The sequence below is a fragment of the Paenibacillus terrae HPL-003 genome, assembly GCF_000235585.1.
Classification (GTDB): domain Bacteria; phylum Bacillota; class Bacilli; order Paenibacillales; family Paenibacillaceae; genus Paenibacillus; species Paenibacillus terrae_B.
The window spans coordinates 3,434,237-3,451,508 of the sequence record NC_016641.1 but is presented as its reverse complement, the minus strand read 5'-3'; the positions used below and the strand labels follow the sequence as shown (position 1 = coordinate 3,451,508).

Annotated in this window: 15 protein-coding genes; 2 read left to right on the top strand and 13 right to left on the bottom strand. The window is 47.9% G+C overall.

Annotated features, from left to right (window positions below; all coding sequences use genetic code 11):
- Window positions 1–50: 50 nt before the first annotated feature.
- On the bottom strand, window positions 51–2,933 hold the full coding sequence (locus tag HPL003_RS15755; RefSeq protein ID WP_014280679.1) for a methyltransferase domain-containing protein: 2,883 nt from the start codon (window positions 2,931–2,933) through the stop codon (window positions 51–53).
- Between the two features lie 141 nt (window positions 2,934–3,074).
- On the bottom strand, window positions 3,075–3,215 hold the full coding sequence (locus tag HPL003_RS28895) for a hypothetical protein (RefSeq protein ID WP_158308739.1): 141 nt from the start codon (window positions 3,213–3,215) through the stop codon (window positions 3,075–3,077).
- Between the two features lie 165 nt (window positions 3,216–3,380).
- Here HPL003_RS28895 and HPL003_RS15750 point away from each other — a divergent pair, with 165 nt between their 5' ends.
- On the top strand, window positions 3,381–4,454 hold the full coding sequence (locus HPL003_RS15750) for a glycosyltransferase family 2 protein (protein WP_014280677.1): 1,074 nt from the start codon (window positions 3,381–3,383) through the stop codon (window positions 4,452–4,454).
- 321 nt (window positions 4,455–4,775) lie between these two features.
- Here HPL003_RS15750 and HPL003_RS15745 read toward each other — a convergent pair whose 3' ends face one another.
- The 7 genes from HPL003_RS15745 to HPL003_RS15715 form a co-directional block, all read right to left on the bottom strand.
- A complete protein-coding gene (locus HPL003_RS15745; protein ID WP_013309567.1) occupies window positions 4,776–5,345 on the bottom strand; it encodes a manganese catalase family protein in 570 nt (189 codons plus the stop codon).
- A 33-nt stretch (window positions 5,346–5,378) separates the two neighbouring features.
- On the bottom strand, window positions 5,379–5,771 hold the full coding sequence (locus tag HPL003_RS29805) for a spore coat protein CotJB (RefSeq protein ID WP_014280676.1): 393 nt from the start codon (window positions 5,769–5,771) through the stop codon (window positions 5,379–5,381).
- 1 nt (window position 5,772) lies between these two features.
- Window positions 5,773–5,997, bottom strand: coding sequence for a spore coat associated protein CotJA (locus HPL003_RS15735; RefSeq protein WP_014280675.1), 225 nt, complete (start codon window positions 5,995–5,997; stop codon window positions 5,773–5,775).
- A 191-nt stretch (window positions 5,998–6,188) separates the two neighbouring features.
- The gene (locus tag HPL003_RS15730; RefSeq protein WP_014280674.1) at window positions 6,189–7,544 is read right to left on the bottom strand and encodes a hemolysin family protein; all 1,356 of its coding nucleotides are present in this window, start codon (window positions 7,542–7,544) and stop codon (window positions 6,189–6,191) included.
- A gap of 16 nt (window positions 7,545–7,560) precedes the next feature.
- Entirely contained in the window at window positions 7,561–8,691 is a 1,131-nt protein-coding gene (gene yfkAB / locus HPL003_RS15725) for a radical SAM/CxCxxxxC motif protein YfkAB (protein ID WP_014280673.1), read from the bottom strand.
- Between the two features lie 96 nt (window positions 8,692–8,787).
- Window positions 8,788–9,948, bottom strand: coding sequence for an HD-GYP domain-containing protein (locus HPL003_RS15720; protein WP_014280672.1), 1,161 nt, complete (start codon window positions 9,946–9,948; stop codon window positions 8,788–8,790).
- Window positions 9,902–11,356: a bifunctional metallophosphatase/5'-nucleotidase gene (locus tag HPL003_RS15715; RefSeq protein WP_014280671.1), complete on the bottom strand. Its 1,455-nt coding sequence runs from the start codon at window positions 11,354–11,356 to the stop codon at window positions 9,902–9,904. The genes HPL003_RS15720 and HPL003_RS15715 overlap by 47 nt, the downstream gene beginning before the upstream one ends.
- Window positions 11,357–11,675: 319 nt before the next feature.
- On the opposite strand from HPL003_RS15715, the gene HPL003_RS15710 reads away from it, so the two are divergent.
- Entirely contained in the window at window positions 11,676–12,740 is a 1,065-nt protein-coding gene (locus tag HPL003_RS15710) for an HD-GYP domain-containing protein (RefSeq protein WP_014280670.1), read from the top strand.
- Between the two features lie 162 nt (window positions 12,741–12,902).
- Here HPL003_RS15710 and sufB read toward each other — a convergent pair whose 3' ends face one another.
- From sufB to sufD, 4 genes are read right to left on the bottom strand one after another with little or no spacing between them, the layout of a single operon-like run.
- Window positions 12,903–14,300, bottom strand: coding sequence for a Fe-S cluster assembly protein SufB (gene sufB, locus HPL003_RS15705; RefSeq protein WP_014280669.1), 1,398 nt, complete (start codon window positions 14,298–14,300; stop codon window positions 12,903–12,905).
- 33 nt (window positions 14,301–14,333) lie between these two features.
- Window positions 14,334–14,750 carry a Fe-S cluster assembly sulfur transfer protein SufU gene (gene sufU, locus HPL003_RS15700; RefSeq protein ID WP_014280668.1) on the bottom strand — a complete coding sequence of 139 codons (417 nt, stop codon included), beginning with the start codon at window positions 14,748–14,750 and terminating at the stop codon, window positions 14,334–14,336.
- Window positions 14,740–15,963, bottom strand: a complete 1,224-nt coding sequence (locus HPL003_RS15695; RefSeq protein WP_014280667.1) for a cysteine desulfurase — start codon at window positions 15,961–15,963, stop codon at window positions 14,740–14,742. Before HPL003_RS15695 ends, sufU begins: the two co-directional genes overlap by 11 nt.
- The gene (gene sufD, locus HPL003_RS15690) at window positions 15,960–17,264 is read right to left on the bottom strand and encodes a Fe-S cluster assembly protein SufD (RefSeq protein ID WP_014280666.1); all 1,305 of its coding nucleotides are present in this window, start codon (window positions 17,262–17,264) and stop codon (window positions 15,960–15,962) included. The genes HPL003_RS15695 and sufD overlap by 4 nt, the downstream gene beginning before the upstream one ends.
- Between the last annotated feature and the right edge of the window lie 8 nt (window positions 17,265–17,272).

Below are 17,272 nucleotides of genomic sequence, written 5' to 3'. Positions count from 1 at the left end.
ATGAAAGGTGAAACGATATGGGTTCAGACCGTATATCCCCCTCAGCCAGCTCAGATCGCCCTTGCCACGCAGCATAGCTCATGACCACGTTTCTCGCCTTGAAGTTTGGCCAACAACCCCATCCGCTCCGTGAAAGTAAGCTCTCCATACAAAGGATGCGCCTGTATCAAGGCGTCCAGATCGGAAGGAAGCTGACGGGTGAACAGGGCCACCGGACGCAGACCGGACTTCGCCAGCAAACGTGTCAGCGTGTGCTCTGAATAATGATACAAATGATCTTCCTCGGTAAATAAAGGAGAGTGAACACCGTAAGCCTCATTTGTAAACGAGTTTTTGTTGGGTACTGTAATGTACAGCGTTCCATCCGGTTGAAGCTGCTCGCGTAAATCTGTTAAAAATGCCACCGGGTCTGCAATATGCTCCAGCACATGCCAGCATGCAACAGCCTCATATTCGTGATCCAGTGATAAGGCAGTATCTCCCTCTGTTTCTGGCGCTTCATTCGCCGCTTCTTCTTCTGTTTCCGTTTCTGTCTCTATATCGCCATTCCAGTAGCCCGGTAGTAGATCCACGTCATATTTGTATTTGGCATATGCGCGCGAGTCTATGGAAGGCTCAATGCCTACAGCATTCCATCCACTCTGAAGGGCAGCATGAATAAATTCTCCGGTACCTGATCCAATTTCCAGTAATTTTCCTTTTCCGGGACTGAACATATCCAGCAGCATGAGTCCGAAAAGAGCATGATCCCCGTAGGTTGAGGCGGCTGCACCATCGCGCATGGCGACCCATTTGACGTTATAGATATCTGCGATCATATTCTCAGGCTGTATACGATCAATATCATTGCGAAAAATAAGCCCACATGAGCCACATCCTATCAATGTAAAATGTTCATACCGGTGAAACACCGCCGTATTGGACGAGCCACACAGCTTGCATGCCATGCCCTGTCCTTCCCCCTTCCCTTTTCCATAAAGCGCGTCTTCTATTTCGCCTTTGGTAAGCGTATGGGAGCCAATAACAGCATGGACACCAGCAATCTTAGCGACAGCATTCTTGTTGACGGGATTCGCAGGATTAGCAGGATTGGTATCCTCGGCAATCGCATCTTGGATATTCGTGCCCGTATTCACATCGGAATTTACACTGCTAGTGTCTTCAGATTCAGCCTCATGTTTATTTTTTACACCCTCCCGGTCTGGGTCTATCCAAAGACTGAGCCGGGGAGTCGGGTCCAATATGGACTCATATTGTTCCTTCCACCCATAACGGGCATCCGGGTCCAACTGTAGATAACGCTCGTATTTGGCGGTGCGAATAGCTGGTGTATACCAGCCCCAGTGCTGGATACGATAGTCGCTAATCTCACTCGGAAGCTCAAGCACATTATCGGGAAATCTCCCACAGTGCAGATATTGCTCCTTCCATTGATAAGGAAAGTCATCCCGAAACCGAGTCAAAAAAGGGCGGTAGTAACGATGAGCCTGCCAGTAATCATCATCGCGGTAATGCGTGGGAGACCACATATCAAACAGCCTGAAACAAATAGTATCGGCTTTCGTTCCGGCTAATAGAGCATGCACACCTTGGGCAAATCGGGATTCGAACACTTCGTCAGCATCCATGTTTAAAATCCATTCCGGGGAAGATGCCAGCGTCTCTCTCCACTGCTGCTTCCGCAGCTCCACTTCATTCGCAAAGGAGGCCCTTTCATTACGGATTAAACGCAGTGGAATCCCCTTTAGCAGGTCTCGGCACAATTCACCACTATCATCACTGCTGCCATCATCAATAATGACTGCTTCATCAATATATTCCCGATGACTTTGGAGCACTTCGCCGAGCTTGCGATCTGCCTCATTGCATATCGTCATGCTCAGCGTCAGTTTGGGCTTGGAGGCAGGCGGAGCATGAAGCTCACTATGTCGTGGACCAGAGAAAGCTGGTGGCACGACAAAAGAATCCGTAGCATGCTTTGCAAGGACGGCAGACTCGCGGTGATCCCGTGGAATGGTCATTTCAGGCGACGTAGAGGAAGTGCAGGATGGATAATTTTCTGAAATATCTGAAGTTTTGGGAGTGACTGAAATTTCTTGGTCGTCCGTATTAGCAGCGCCCTGCGTAATTCCATTCAGGGTCAGTAGCAGTTGTTCAGCCTTGATGCGGTCCGCTTCCCGGTACAAATGCATGGCCGGATAGTGCGTATCTACAAAAAGCGGAAACCCGTACGCCGCCGCCCGGATGCAAAAATGTCGATCCTCTCCCCAAAAAGAAACGTTCGGGATTTTACCAAAATGAATTCCGACTTCCAGCGCCCTTCTGCGGATTAAGGTACAAGCACCCAAACCGCCTACCTCGTACAAACCGGGAACATGCAACTGATGTATAAAATGTAGCTCGCGATGTGCCCGCTCTTCTGCCGATAGCACTTCACCTTCTTCGCAATGAAACAGATTGTATTCATCACTGACCCACACTTGAGGCAATAACGCCCCATCGGGCTGCCAGCGTGTCCAGAATATCTCAGATACGATATCCTTCTCCGTCTCGACCAGTCTGCATAAGGTGCGGGAATGGAGGATCAGGTCTGAATCGACCAAAAATAGTGCGTCGTAATGATGCTGAAGCGCGTACTCAATGAGGCGATTTTTGAACCCGGCCACTTTCCAAACGAGAGAAGGCGGCCAATAATGGGTATGTTCATCACTTCGGTTCTCATATTGCTGCAAGCCTGACAGCGGGGGCAAAACACGCCCCGGAAGCCGGTCCGCAAAATCGGCCAGCCATTGGCTTGAAGCTGGATTGTCATTATCATCGACGAACAAATAATCCGGTAGCACATCGGGTGCTTCCAGCCGCTCCAAAGCTTGAAGAAATAAAGCTAATATTTCAGGCTTCTGCTGCACCGGGCTACCGATTAATATACGCATGAGTCGACGCCTCCCATCAGGCGGAAGCCTCATAACCGTTCCTCCTGCTTGCTCTGACGCATACGATAATTGCGATGAAGCGATAAGGGAGCGAGCGTGATATGAATGGACTTACACCTGGAAATATCGATGAAAACAACATCAATACACTGCTTGCCTGCATCGCCTTTCAAGAGCTGTCGTTATCTCATCCACAACATCCCTGGCACTTTGCAAGCAAGCTTCGATCCGTTCCGCCTCATTTTTTACAATCATACACAGTGAAATGAACGGCCGGCTCATGCCTCCCCCCCTTGCATCAGACTTTGATTTTCTAATCTATTAGAGCGTTGCCCAATTTATGATCATCTCCATACCTTCACTCGTTCAACCTAAATTGCTACATAATGAGCAAGCTATCCTAATAAAATGGAGACTATACCAAGTTTTTTGGGAGGGACAAAGAGCATGGTAACCGTCAGCTTATGTATGATTGTCAAAAATGAAGAAGAAGCACTTCATACCTGCCTGAAATCAGTCCATGATCTGGTGGATGAAATAATTATCGTCGATACTGGCTCTACCGACCGCACTCAAGAGGTGGCTGCATCGTTCGATGCCCGGATATACGATTTTGAATGGTGCGATGATTTTTCCGCAGCTCGCAACTATGCATTTGATCAGGCAACACAGGACTATCAATTTTGGCTGGATGCCGACGACATACTGGAAGAGCAAGACCGACGGGCATTTCTCGACTGGAAAAAGCAAGCCACCCTCTCATATGACAGCATTACAATGGATTATGTACTATCCGTGGATGGACAGGGACAGCCGCTGCATAAGCTCAAAAGAAACCGGATTGTCCGCCGGGACCGTAATTATAGATGGATCGGTTTTGTACACGAATTCCTGAATGTGATAGGAAGCACCTTTCACAGCAATATGGCGGTGACCCATAAAAAAACACGCGCTTACACCGATCGAAATTTGCACATATACCTCAAGCACCGGGAGCAGGGCACCGTATTTTCTGAACGAGATCACTACTACTTTGCTAATGAACTGTATGACAACGGACGGACGGTAGAAGCCATACAGCAGTACGAGCACTATTTAAGTCTGAATCAGGGATGGATTGAGGACCGGATTGCTGCTTGCTTTAAGCTTGCGGATTGTTACGGACACCAAGGTCAAAAACAGGAGCAACGTATGGCCCTGCTACGCACGCTTAGTCTGGACACACCACGCGCCCAGTTCTGCTGTGCCTTTGGCAATTTGTTGATTGAAGCGGAACAGTATACTCAAGCCATTTATTGGTTTAGTCAGGCTACATTGATCGAACCACCACAAGATGCGATGGCCTTAACCAATTCGTCCTATTACACCTGGCTTCCGCACTTGCAATTATGTCTGTGTTACGACCGGATTGGTGACATCGATAAAGCAAAGCTGCATCACCGTATGTCCCAGTTGCACCATCCGACTCATCCGAGCATTTTATATAATGAAAAATATTTTGCACAGCTACAACAGGGATGAGGAAGGAGGCGGCGCGACAGGGGCATCATTGACCATCATTCGACTTAATTAAGATGCGCCATCATCTACTGCCAGTAGATCATTTCTCAAATGAGTTACCTATAACCATGCTTGCTCATCTGTATAGACGCTGCGAAAGGCGCTTCCAACTGGAGCGCCTTTCATTTTACCGATTCATTTTCTTAAAATCTGAAGCCATAAACGCTCAAGCACTACATTAAGCTTATCCTCGTCCCCTTCCATACGTTGGATTACATTGATACACACGCCGTGAAACGGTTCTAACGGAAAAAGTACTTAGGGTTTCCATTTCCCATTTCCTTAAAATACTTTCTTCCGGTCTCGTTCCCCCTTCAAAATTTCCACAGACTCGTGGAAACGGAGCGAATGGATGATTTCGCGTTCACGCAAAAACTTCAGACTATCCTGCAAATCCACATCATCTGTCAAATCAATCAGCCACTGATATGTAGCTCTCGCCTTTTCCTCTGCCGCAATATCCTCATACAAATCCGCGATTGGATCGCCCTTGGCTTGAAAATAGGTCGCTGTAAAAGGAACTCCGCCCGCACTCTGGTAATACAGCGCATGATCATGCGCCGCATAATATTCCCCCAGCCCGGCTGCCTTCATTTGCTCTACACTCGCATCCTTGGTCAGCTTGTAAATCATAGTCGCAATCATTTCGAGGTGCGCAAATTCCTCCGTGCCGATATCATTGAGTACACCGATGACCTTATCGGGAATTGTATAACGCTGATTCAGATAACGCAAAGCTGCGGCCAGCTCGCCATCCGCTCCGCCATACTGCTCCATGAGCAACTTGGCCATGTGAGGATCACATTTGCTGACACGTACGGGATATTGCAGCTTCTTCTCATATACCCACATTTATGTTCCTCCTTTATAAAAGGTTGTACCTGCCTATACCTGCCACGGCCAAGGGGATTGGCTCCATTCCCAAGGATACTTGGAATAAGCACGGCCAAAATTTTGCAGAGGTCCGTATAGAAACTGATACTCATTGGCAATCGCAGTTCTTTCCTGTGTGAGCTTGTTGAACTGCTCGATAGCCTGTAAATCATCCGGGTGCGTATTGAGATACAAATTCAGCTCTACCAACACAAAATCCACCGTTTGAAGCTTCTCCAGCAGCGCATAAAACTGTGCATCAACCGGCTTGCACTGGGGCGCATAGCCCTGAGATGGGTTTCTGTCGTTCTCATTGTAGCCCTCAGTATGGTTTAGCTGCTGATTCTCATACTGATTTCGATTCTGAAGCTGGTTTTGGGCCTGACCCTGATTTGGATACTCCATTTTACTCGCCTCCCCCCTGGTTTCTCCTAGACCCATAAGGGCTATATAACAAGGGCCATAACGTTCCCTTCCTCAACGCCTCTTCTGGACTGAATTGAGGCAGACCTGGGGGCTGGAATTGTACAAACAGGTTCGGTGGAAGCACAAAGGTTTTGCACAAAACGGGCGGGCACGGATCGAACGGACCGACAAACGGGGCAAACTCACCTTGCTGTGGAAATTTCACGGGCCGGGACCTCCTTTTGATTGATCCATCTGCTTTACTATTCAACATATGCTACATCGCCCAAGTCTCGAACAAAAAATTACAGATAAAAAAAGAACCTTCACAACCACGATAACGTGGATCTAAAGGCTCCTGCTTTTACACTCTATAATAGCTTTCATACCGGAACCGACCCTAACCATATCTATGGATCAGGACTCATCGGTGGAAAGTTCATCTTCGATCATAGGGTCGGGCTTGCGGTGAATCCTCACTCTCATAATACGAAGCCTCGTCGCTTCCTCCACCTCAAAGGTCAGGTTATAAAACTCAATCTTTTTCCCCTTTACCGGGCTGCCTTCCAGCTCTTTAAACAGCCAGCCCCCGATGGAATCCACTTCGTCGTCTTCAATGTTCACCCCGGTCAGATCATTGACATCCTCAATGAGCATACGGCCGTCCACCGAAATGAGATTATCCTTAATCTCCACGCTCGGACGTTCATCCTCAAATTCATCGTAGAGATCCCCGACGATTTCCTCCAATATTTCCTCCGCTGTCAGCAGCCCAGCCGTTCCGCCGTACTCATCGACCACAAGAGTCATCTGGGAATGCTTTTTCTGCATAAGACGCAGCACATGACTCACTTCCATGGATTCTGGCACATTCAAAATAGGACGCACCACCGAGGCCAGATCCAGTTGCTCGCCCTGCTCAGCCAATAGAAGATCGGTAATATGAACAAAGCCGATAATCTGGTCCTTATCCTCAACCGCTACCGGGTAGCGAGAATGCTTGGTATCACTGATGATTTTCAGATTTTCCTTAAACGATAAATTCGTATACAAGCAGTCCATATCCGTACGAGGAAGCATAATTTCACGGGCCAGCAAATCGGAAAAATCAAAAATATTGTCCATCAGCTTGATTTCGTCCTTATCAATAACACCGCTTTTGGCGCTCTGATTCATCAAGATACGAATCTCTTCCTCCGAATGCGCCGCTTCTGCTTCACTCGCAGGCTGGATGCCAAACGCCCGTAATAACAAATTCGCCGCGGCATTCAACACCCAGATGACGGGCAGAAATACCTTGTAAAAAAGTAGCAAAGGAGCGGATAAAAACAATGCCACACCTTCGGTTTTCTGGATCGCCAAAGACTTTGGAGCCAGCTCACCCAATACAATATGCAAAAAGGTAATCACGCAAAATCCGACGACAACGGATACCGTTGTAATCAGTGTACCGTCAGTTACACCGAGTTTGTGCATGAGTGGCTCGATCAGGTAGCCGGATATTGCTGGTTCACCAATCCAGCCCAAGCCCAATGAAGCCAGCGTAATGCCTAATTGGGTGGCGGACAGATAAGCATCCAGCTTCTGGTTCACCTTTAGTGCATAGCCTGCCATACGGTGCCCCTCACTTTGGAGCTGCGTCAATCGGGATTGGCGCATTTTGACCAGCGAAAATTCCGCCGCCACAAATACACCATTCAGAAAGACGAGCAGCAGTACCAAAAGAAGATTCACTGTTAGCAATCCCCAATGAAACTCGGTATGACCTTCCAATACGAACTCCCCATTTCTATAATTGTAATGCTTTTCTGGATTTAAAATCGACTCCCTTGTAATACATATCCGCTACGAGCAGATTCGGTCCGCAGCAGGCAGCGGCATCACAATGACAGTTCACGGTCTGATTCAACGGATGCTCATTCAGCCATTCACCGAAAATATCGTCCAGCCCGCGCTCCTGAATATTTCCGAAAGCCGGAATGTCTGCGAAATCCGTCACATATACACTGCCCGTGAACATATTCACATTTACGCGGTTTCTTCCGTCCGGATCATTACGCACCGTAATATTCGGTTCCTGGCGCAGACGGCGAAGCAACTTGCGGTCTTCTTCCCGGTCCGAGCAGGCAAAGAACGGCAACGTACCAAACAGCATCCACATATCCTGATTACGCACATCCAGCAGCTTATGAATGGAGTTGCGCATATCGTCGAGAGAAAGGACAGGCAAGGTAGAGGCAAAATTCGATGCATACATCGGATGAACCTCATGCCGTCGGCATCCCATTTCATTAATTAACTGATGAATACCGTCCAGCTTCGTGTGTGTGCGGTAATTAATCATGGATTCGGCAGAAATGAACATCCCCATTTCGCTCAACTTGCGGGCGTTTTCCACCATTTTCTCATAAAGGCGAACAGCCCCCGCACGTGGAGTCGGACGTCCGGTATTTGCAAAACCCACTTCGTAAAAATCGTCGGCATCCAAATAATTAAACGATATATGCATGACATCCAGATATGGAAGCATCTTCTCATATCTACGGATATCCAATGTCAGGTTGGAGTTGATTTGCGAGCGAATGCCACGCTCTTTGGCATATTTCAGCAGCGGAACGATCACTTCGTCCACCGTTTTATCGAGCAAGGCGGGTTCTCCGCCTGTCATACTGATCGTCTCCAAATGCTCGACTTCATCCAGTCGTTTCAGCATCAGATCTAATGGAAGGAAGGGAGCCTCCTTCATAACAAGCATGTCGCCCACAGCGCAGTGCTCACAGCGCATATTGCACAGGTGCGTCACGGTCATTTCCACACTTGTCAGCAAGTGACGGCCATGTGTACGCAGCGAGACAATCGGGTCCCAAGGATCATACGCTGGCGATATTTGTGGAAGTGTGTTGTTTTGTAGAACTGTCATTATTTTTCACCTTATTTCTGTTATTAACCTCAAAAGACGTATGAATATCATATCATGATGTATAAAGTAGCTGTATGTTTTCTTCCACTTCATCCGCTAATCCACATGTGTTCCTCCAAAAGGGGAAGCCGTAGCACCCAGTGTATTGGTAATCATCACCGAAAGAGATACGGACAGATCCACATCGTAGGGCGCTTTCAGTTCCTGTCCGTCTCGATCCCTCACAATGCGAATAACGGGCCTTTGCGGGATTTTGGAGTGTATGCGCACCACAACCCCTTCTTCCCCTGTATTGAGCATCACGGAGAGCCCCAGCGGGTATATAGCTACACAATCGCGGAATGCCTCCAGCATCCGTTGCTCATACAGCGTGCCCGCACCGGCATACAGCACCTCCATTGCTTCATAGGGCAACAATGCCTGCTTGTATATTCGGCTTGCTGTCATCGCGTCGTACGAGTCTGCCAGACCGATCCATTTGGCGTATTCGTGGATTTGGTCCTTCTTCCAGCCGTTTGGATATCCGCTGCCGTCGATACGTTCATGATGCTGTAATGCACAGTGAGCTGACAGCAGGGGAATCCCCGGTTCGTCTTTAAGCAGCTTGTAGCCGATCACCGTGTGCATTTTCATGTGCTCATATTCCTCGTCCGTCAATTTGCCCGGCTTATAGAGCACTTGAGGTGAAATTTTCATTTTACCAATATCGTGCAGTAGTGAACCTATACCCAGCTCCATGAGCTGGCTGTTATTGTAGCCATTGGATATTCCCAGTACAAGCGAATACAGACATACGTTCAATGAATGATGATACAGATCCTGATCTGCCGCCCCGATATCCATCAGCATAATGATGGCGTCCTGACTGCCTCCAATATCGTCCAGAATGGACTCCATCACCTTGTAAAATGACTTGCCAAAGTATTGGTGCTTATGATCTACGGAATAGGATGACAGGCCCTGAAACTGCTTCTTGATCTCCTGTAGCGCCATCTTCCTCGTCTGTTCATGGATCATTTCGGGAATTACGATATCTTCTGTCACCGCATCCTCAATGTATACATATCCAATTCCGACTTGGCCTAGACGTTCAATCAATCGCGAAGTAAGCTCAACACCCTCCGAGAGCAGCACCATTCCATTTTCATTGTATATTTTTTTGCCCAGCTTCATGCCGGCTCTCAATAATGTAACAGGTACCAGTCGCAGCTTAATCCTCTCCCGATTGTTTTGATACCTGAAGCCACCTAGCTGCAAAACACTCTTCCATCGCGCCCGGACGCTTCAACTCCATTTCAATCAAATCCCGCAAAAATTCTGGAAGCATAAATCGGAGTTCCGTTCCGTTCGCAAGCATTTCATAACCTGCTCTGAAAGTGAACATATCCAACGTGCCTACCGTATATTGCTCGTCTTCTTCCAATAAAAGACCCGCTACACGTATATCCGTCACTTTATCATAAGGAGCGCGAGCCGGGTCATATTGAATCTCCAGACCTTCCACACACATCGTACCAAGCACTTTACCTCTAAAGCCAAATCCCGTTATTTTCTTGTCGGCAAATTCCGGCAGCAAGGACTGCTCCAGCGCCAGCCGGATGTCTCTTCCCCACAGCTTCATGACACAGGCATTAATCGGCGAAGGGCATAAGGAATGCAGCATTCCTTTGCTGATATCACCTTGAGGTAAAGGGCCAAGCAGTTGGCCCGCATTCACAAGAGAAATAGCGGTTCCCGTAAAATGTGACACTGATTGTGCCAGCAAATTTCCAAAAGGAGACTCCCGATCATATGCAATCTCCAGTTTCCGATCCGTCACTGCCACCATACTCTTCATGGCACGCTCTGCCTGTCTGCGATGCAGTACAATGGCGGATGCCACCTTTTCGTCCAGCAGTGTATGATCTACAGGAACTACGCCGCCTGACGTAACCTGAAACGGCTCATGAATACTGTTGCGGCTTAGTGTCACTTCACCCAGCAGCGTTCCATACTTACCAGCCCCACATAGAGCTGTGCTCCCGATCCACAGCGGTTCCTCCAGCACGTGATGGGTATGGCCTCCAAGAATCACGTCGATCTCCGGAAACTGCGATGCCAGTTTCTTATCCGAAGGTAAACCCAAATGCGACATCACAACCAGCACATCGACCTGCTTTCTCAGGGACGGAATTTGCTCGCCCAATACCTCAAACGGATCGAGTGCATCCCATCCCAGCAATTGATAGAACTCGCCGAAAGGAGCCGTCACTCCAAGCAAGCCTACCTTAACCCCCGACTTGTCCAAAACGAGCGCATCCGTCATCCACAAGGGCTTCATCCCTGTGGCACTTTCCCTAATATTGCCGCATACAACCGGGCAGTGAATTCCCGCATATGCCTGTTCAAGAATATCCGGGGTAAAAGTCAGACCCTCGTTGTTACCAATCGTAATCGCATCGTACCCCGTCAAATTGATCACATCCACATTCGCCCCACCCAGCGTTCCTTCCGTTTCGGGGGCCATCCGGTCCATGTGGTCTCCCATATCCAGCACAAGCAGCCCATCTCCTGATGCGGCTCTTCGTTCATTAATCATCGCGGCTATCGAAGGCATACTGCCAAAATGACTATGTATATCATTGGTATGCAAAATGGTTAACGTTTGCTGAGTCGTCATCTCCATAACCGCCCTCCTCTATAGTTTATATATCGACTCTGTTGCTTCTAATGTTTAAGCATACCATGTTATTTCCCATTATGGTACATGTCGGTAGGGGTGCGCTACAACTGACGATTTAGCTATTGTGTTGTCTCAAGATACAGACACGGGGAGAAGCAAGGCCACAATGCCCTCGTATGCCTCTGAGAAGAGATGGGTTCCTGGGACCTATTTTACAGCTAGGAATAATAGTAAATTAGTCGTTGTCATCCCATATAATTCTTGATATATTAGTTTTGCATCGTATTTTCGACAAATTTATGACAATAAGGAGGTTAAGCGCATGAGAGTTCACGTTACCGATGCCAAGCCGGGAGATCGCCTCAAATCCGATACATACAACGGGCACGGTGTACCTGTCATGATTCAGGGCACCGAGCTTCAGCATGAAGATATCTCCAAGCTTATCATGCACGGTGTCGATTATATCGACATTGATGCCGGTTCAGCGAGCATTCCGGTTGACTTTGCCCCCGATGTTCCAGCTTCCCCCGAATCCCTCAAACGAGCCGTCCCCCTCATGGAGCAGACCATCAGTGGCTTTGAGAGCATGTTTCTCGAAGCTTCCGTAACTGGCAAATTTGATGAATTTCGAGTCGATGAGCTGCTCAGCCCCCTCGTTTCAGAGCTGACTCATCAAAAAGATGTCGTATCTCTGCTGTTGATTATGGAACGGGGAGATCAGTATACGTATAATCATTCACTCCAAGTAGGTGTACTTTCATATTACATCGCCACATGGCTGGGATATACAGAGGAAGAGGCTTATGTCGCAGGTAAAGCCGGATATTTACACGATATAGGCAAGTCCATGATACCGGATGAGATTCTGAATAAACCTGCTAAACTGACACCTGAAGAATTTCAGGAAATGAAAAAGCACTCCCAATATGGCTTTGATATCATTCGTAATTCGACCAGTGATGAAATTTCAGCAATCGTCGCCTTGCAGCATCACGAAAGAGAAGATGGAAGCGGATACCCTCATGGACTGTTCAAGGAAGATATTCATCCTTTCGCTAGTATTACGGCGATTGCGGACGTATATAGCGCTATGATCTCCAACCGTGTGTACCAGACGAAGCAGGAGCTGCTCACTGTACTGCGCGAGCTGCACAGCATGAGCTTCGGACATCTGAACCCGGAAGCCACTCAAGTCTTCATCCGGCATATGCTTCCGAACTTTATTAACAAGCAGGTCCTTCTGACTTCAGGTCAGACAGGAACCATTATTTTGAACAATCCTGCTGATTATTTCAGACCTTTAGTGAAAATTAATGAAAATGAATATATAGATTTGTCCAGAGAGCGACATGTATCCATTGATGAAATTTATCTGGAATCCTGATCTGCGAATTCGTTCTGCTCCTACACAGACTATGCGAATGAAAAGAGACTGTCCTTGATCCGTAGGTTCTTTCCTACGAAGGACAGCCTCTTTTTTATGTTACGGACCAATGCCTGATCGTCATCATGGCTCAGCCCCAACATAACCCTCGTAAAGCGAGAATTATCCTATGGAACCTTCCATTTCAAACTTGATTAAACGGTTCATCTCAACCGCGTACTCCATCGGCAGTTCTTTGGTGAACGGCTCGATAAAGCCCATAACGATCATTTGTGTCGCTTCCGCTTCGGTCAGGCCACGGCTCATCAGATAGAACAGCTGATCCTCCGATACCTTGGAAACCGTTGCTTCGTGCTCCAGCGTAATGTCGTCGTTCATGATTTCATTATAAGGAATGGTATCCGAGGTCGACTGATTATCCAAAATCAATGTATCACACTTGATATTCGATTTTGCCCCTTGAGCCTGACGGCCGAATGAAGCCAGTCCGCGATACGTTACTTTACCGCCATGCTTACTGATCGACTTGGATACAATCGTCGATGTCGTATCTGGTGCCAAGTGGATCATTTTTGCCCCTGCATCCTGATGCTGGCCTTTGCCTGCAACTGCAATGGACAAGACCATCCCTTTAGCTCCACGGCCTTTCAGTACAACTGCCGGATATTTCATCGTCAGCTTGGAACCGATGTTACCATCGACCCATTCCATCGTTGCATTTTCTTCTGCAACCGCACGTTTGGTCACCAGGTTGTAGATGTTTGGCGCCCAGTTTTGGATCGTTGTGTAACGAACGCGCGCATTTTTCTTACAAATGATTTCTACCACGGCGCTATGCAGCGAGTTCGTGCTATAAATCGGAGCCGTACAGCCTTCTACGTAATGCACAAAGCTGTCTTCGTCGGCAATAATGAGCGTACGCTCGAATTGTCCCATATTTTCCGAGTTAATACGGAAGTAAGCCTGCAATGGAACCTCACATTTTACACCTTTGGGTACGTAGATAAAGCTGCCACCTGACCATACCGCACTGTTCAGTGCTGCAAACTTGTTGTCCGCAGGAGGTACAACTGTCGCAAAATACTCTTTCAGAATTTCAGGATGCTCACGCAGCGCCGTATCGGTGTCCATGAAAATAACGCCCTGATCTTCCAGTTCCTTTTGCATACTATGGTAAACAACCTCGGATTCATACTGTGCGGATACACCAGCCAAAAACTTTTGCTCCGCTTCAGGAATTCCCAGTTTATCAAAGGTTTCCTTAATTTCCGTAGGAACCTCTTCCCACGTTTTCCCTTGCTTTTCGGAAGGTCTTACATAGTACTGGATATCGTCGAAATCCAGCTCATTCATATCTCCGCCCCAGTTTGGCATAGGCATTTTTTCAAACTGTTTTAGTGCTTTCAGACGAAATTCCAGCATCCATTCTGGCTCATCCTTAATTTTGGAGATTTCCTTTACGATTTCCGGAGTGAGACCCTTACCTGTTTGGAAAATGGATTTGTGCTCATCACGAAAGCCATATTTATACTCTTCCATTTCCGGTGCTTTCTTGGCCATGTTTCTCAAACCTCCTCTATTCTAGTTAAATTATTATTCATCAATTCCTTTGCGCAGCGCGTTCCAAGCCAAAGTCGCACATTTGATACGGGCCGGGAACTTATTAACACCTGACAAAGCTTCCAGTTCTTCATAATCGTCGAATTCAACGGCTTCACCCTTCATCAGAGAAGAGAAGCGATTCGCCATATCCAGCGCCTGATCAATCGTTTTTCCCTTAACCGCCTCTGTCATCATCGAAGCCGAGGACATACTGATTGAACAGCCTTCCCCTGTAAAACGGGCATCCTCGACAACGCCGTCCTTCGTCTTGAGCTGAAGAGAAATCCGGTCACCACACGTAGGATTGTTCAAATCTACGGTGACCACGTCATCCTCAAAACGTCCGCGATTCCGCGGATTTTTATAATGATCCATAATTACGCGTCGGTACAAGTCATCAAGTTGCATCGCCAAAATACTCCTTTGTTTGGATTAAGGCGCTGACCAGAGCGTCGACATCTGCTTCCGTGTTATAAAGGTAAAAGCTGGCTCGTGCGGTTGCACTAGCTTTCAGCCAGCGCATCAATGGCTGACAGCAATGATGGCCCGCACGTACCGCTACCCCTTTGCTATCCAGTACAGTAGCTACATCATGCGGGTGCACATCATCCAAATTGAATGTTACGAGTCCCACATGACGTTCCGCAGGCCCGTAAATTTTCAGGCCATCCACTTCACGCAGACGCCCGAGAGCATAGTTGACCAGGCGGCTTTCATGCTGTGCGATTGCGTCCAGACCGATGCTTTCCAGAAAATCAATAGCTGCCCCCAAGCCAACGGCCCCGGCAATAATCGGGGTTCCACCTTCGAATTTCCAAGGCAGCTCCTTCCATGTGGATTCATACAATCCCACATCGTCGATCATTTCCCCGCCGAACTCAATCGGCTCCATATTTTCCAACAGCGCCTTTTTGCCGTACAATGCCCCGATCCCTGTAGGACCACACATTTTGTGACCAGAAAAGGCATAGAAGTCAGCATCTATGTCTTGTACGTCTACTTTCATATGCGGCGTGCTTTGCGCACCATCTACGACGATGATCGCACCTTTGCGATGTGCAATAGCAGCAATTTCTTTGACAGGATTCACAACGCCAAGCACATTGGAGACATGCGCAATAGCTACAATTTTGGTGTTTTCTGTAATGGTTTTTTCCACGTCAGCAAGATCAACGCTACCATCCTCTTGAAGCGGAATATATTTTAAAGTTGCGCCTGTGGCTTTGGCTACCTGTTGCCACGGAATCAGATTGCTGTGATGCTCCATCGGTGTGATGACAATCTCATCACCTTCCTGACAGTTGGCTCTACCATAGGAAGAAGCGACCAGATTCAGCGCCGTTGTAGTTCCTCTTGTGAAAATAATTTCCTGACTGCGCTTCGCATTCAGAAAGCGGGCTACTTTCTCCCGCGCACCTTCATAAGCATCCGTAGCACGGCTGCCCAGGGTATGCACTCCACGGTGAACGTTCGAATTATCATATTCGTAGTAATGCTTGATCGCCTCAATGACCGCCAGCGGTTTTTGTGAAGTGGCCGCATTATCCAAATAAACCAGGGGATGACCGTTAATCTCCTGATGTAAAATCGGGAATTGTTCACGGATCAATGCAGTATTCATTGGCCCAACTTCCTTTCAACAAGGCTTTGCAGCTGCTGTTGAAGTCCTTCAAGCGGAATTTCAGAAACAACAGGTGCCAGGAAGCCATAAATAATCAAGCGTTCAGCTTCTGCACGGCTAATCCCGCGGGACATCAAGTAATACACTTGTTCACGGTTCACCTGACCAACCGAAGCTGCGTGACCCGCGGTCACATCATCCTCATCAATCAGCAGGATCGGGTTAGCGTCACCACGCGCTTTCGGGCTAAGCATGAGAACACGTTCTGTTTGCTGGCCGTCTGCTTTGGTAGCACCTTTTTCAATTTTCGTAATACCGTTAATAATGGAAGATGCATTCTCACGCATAACTGCGCGTGTAATCATCTGGCTGGCCGAACTTTTGCCAAAATGCTGTGCTTGTGTCGTATAGTTCAGCTTTTGCGAGCCGGAACCTACAGCAATAATCTTGGCATCCGAGTTGGAGCCGTTGCCTTTCAGCACGGACATCGTATTGCTCGCTGTATTGCCGTAGTTCATTTCTCCGACAATCCATTCGATAGCTGCATCGTTCCCCAACGTAGCACGGCGAATCGAAATATCCGTTACTTGCTCTCCAAGCTGATGCACCGTTGCATAGCGAACCTTGGCTCCTGCATTCGCTACCACTTCTACCGCGCCATTATGAATGACAGGTGCTGCCAAATCCGCAGATACATAGTTGTCTACGTACGTTACGGAGCTATTGCTTTCAACAATGAGCAATACGTGAGGTGCAAAGGTTGCTGTCGCATCATCTGTCAGGAAAACAGCCTGAAGCGGAACATTTAACTCCACATTTTTAGGCACATAAGCGAATACTCCACCGTTCCAGATCGCTGCGTGCAGCGCGGACAATGAATTTTCGTCCGTCTTAATGACCGTATTCAGATGAGCTTTAACGAGATCACCATGCTCCTTAACCGCCGTTTGCAAATCCGTGAAAATAACACCTTGCGCTGCCAATTTCTCGCTCAGCTTCACATATACCGCGCCGGAGTTGCGCTGGATAATCAGACCGCCCTCCTGCTGATCTTTTACCAGATCGGCAATCGCTGCGGGAACCTGCCCCAGTGATGCAATCGCCTCGCTGTTTTTATGTTGACCGTAATCGTTGAGATTCCAACGTTCGATTTTGGTTTTTTCAAATACCGGAAGCTCCAGTTTGCCTGCAAGCTCAAGTGCTTTTTGTCTGTCTGCGGCCAGCCATGACGGCTCGCCATTACGTTCGGACAGAACACGCAGTTGCTCGGAATCTACCGGAAGGATTGTTTGTGTACTCATTAGTTTTC

Excerpts from the sequence above, each read along its gene's own strand:
- yfkAB (WP_014280673.1), bottom strand. The coding sequence starts at position 8,691 with ATGACAGTTCTACAAAACAACACACTTCCACAAATATCGCCAGCGTAT.
- HPL003_RS15710 (WP_014280670.1), top strand. The coding sequence starts at position 11,676 with ATGAGAGTTCACGTTACCGATGCCAAGCCGGGAGATCGCCTCAAATCC.
- HPL003_RS29805 (WP_014280676.1), bottom strand. The coding sequence starts at position 5,771 with ATGGAGTATCCAAATCAGGGTCAGGCCCAAAACCAGCTTCAGAATCGA.
- sufU (WP_014280668.1), bottom strand. The coding sequence starts at position 14,750 with ATGCAACTTGATGACTTGTACCGACGCGTAATTATGGATCATTATAAA.
- sufD (WP_014280666.1), bottom strand. The coding sequence starts at position 17,264 with ATGAGTACACAAACAATCCTTCCGGTAGATTCCGAGCAACTGCGTGTT.
- HPL003_RS28895 (WP_158308739.1), bottom strand. The coding sequence starts at position 3,215 with ATGAGCCGGCCGTTCATTTCACTGTGTATGATTGTAAAAAATGAGGCG.
- HPL003_RS15715 (WP_014280671.1), bottom strand. The coding sequence starts at position 11,356 with ATGGAGATGACGACTCAGCAAACGTTAACCATTTTGCATACCAATGAT.
- HPL003_RS15755 (WP_014280679.1), bottom strand. The coding sequence starts at position 2,933 with ATGCGTATATTAATCGGTAGCCCGGTGCAGCAGAAGCCTGAAATATTA.
- sufB (WP_014280669.1), bottom strand. The coding sequence starts at position 14,300 with ATGGCCAAGAAAGCACCGGAAATGGAAGAGTATAAATATGGCTTTCGT.
- HPL003_RS15695 (WP_014280667.1), bottom strand. The coding sequence starts at position 15,963 with ATGAATACTGCATTGATCCGTGAACAATTCCCGATTTTACATCAGGAG.
- HPL003_RS15745 (WP_013309567.1), bottom strand. The coding sequence starts at position 5,345 with ATGTGGGTATATGAGAAGAAGCTGCAATATCCCGTACGTGTCAGCAAA.
- HPL003_RS15750 (WP_014280677.1), top strand. The coding sequence starts at position 3,381 with ATGGTAACCGTCAGCTTATGTATGATTGTCAAAAATGAAGAAGAAGCA.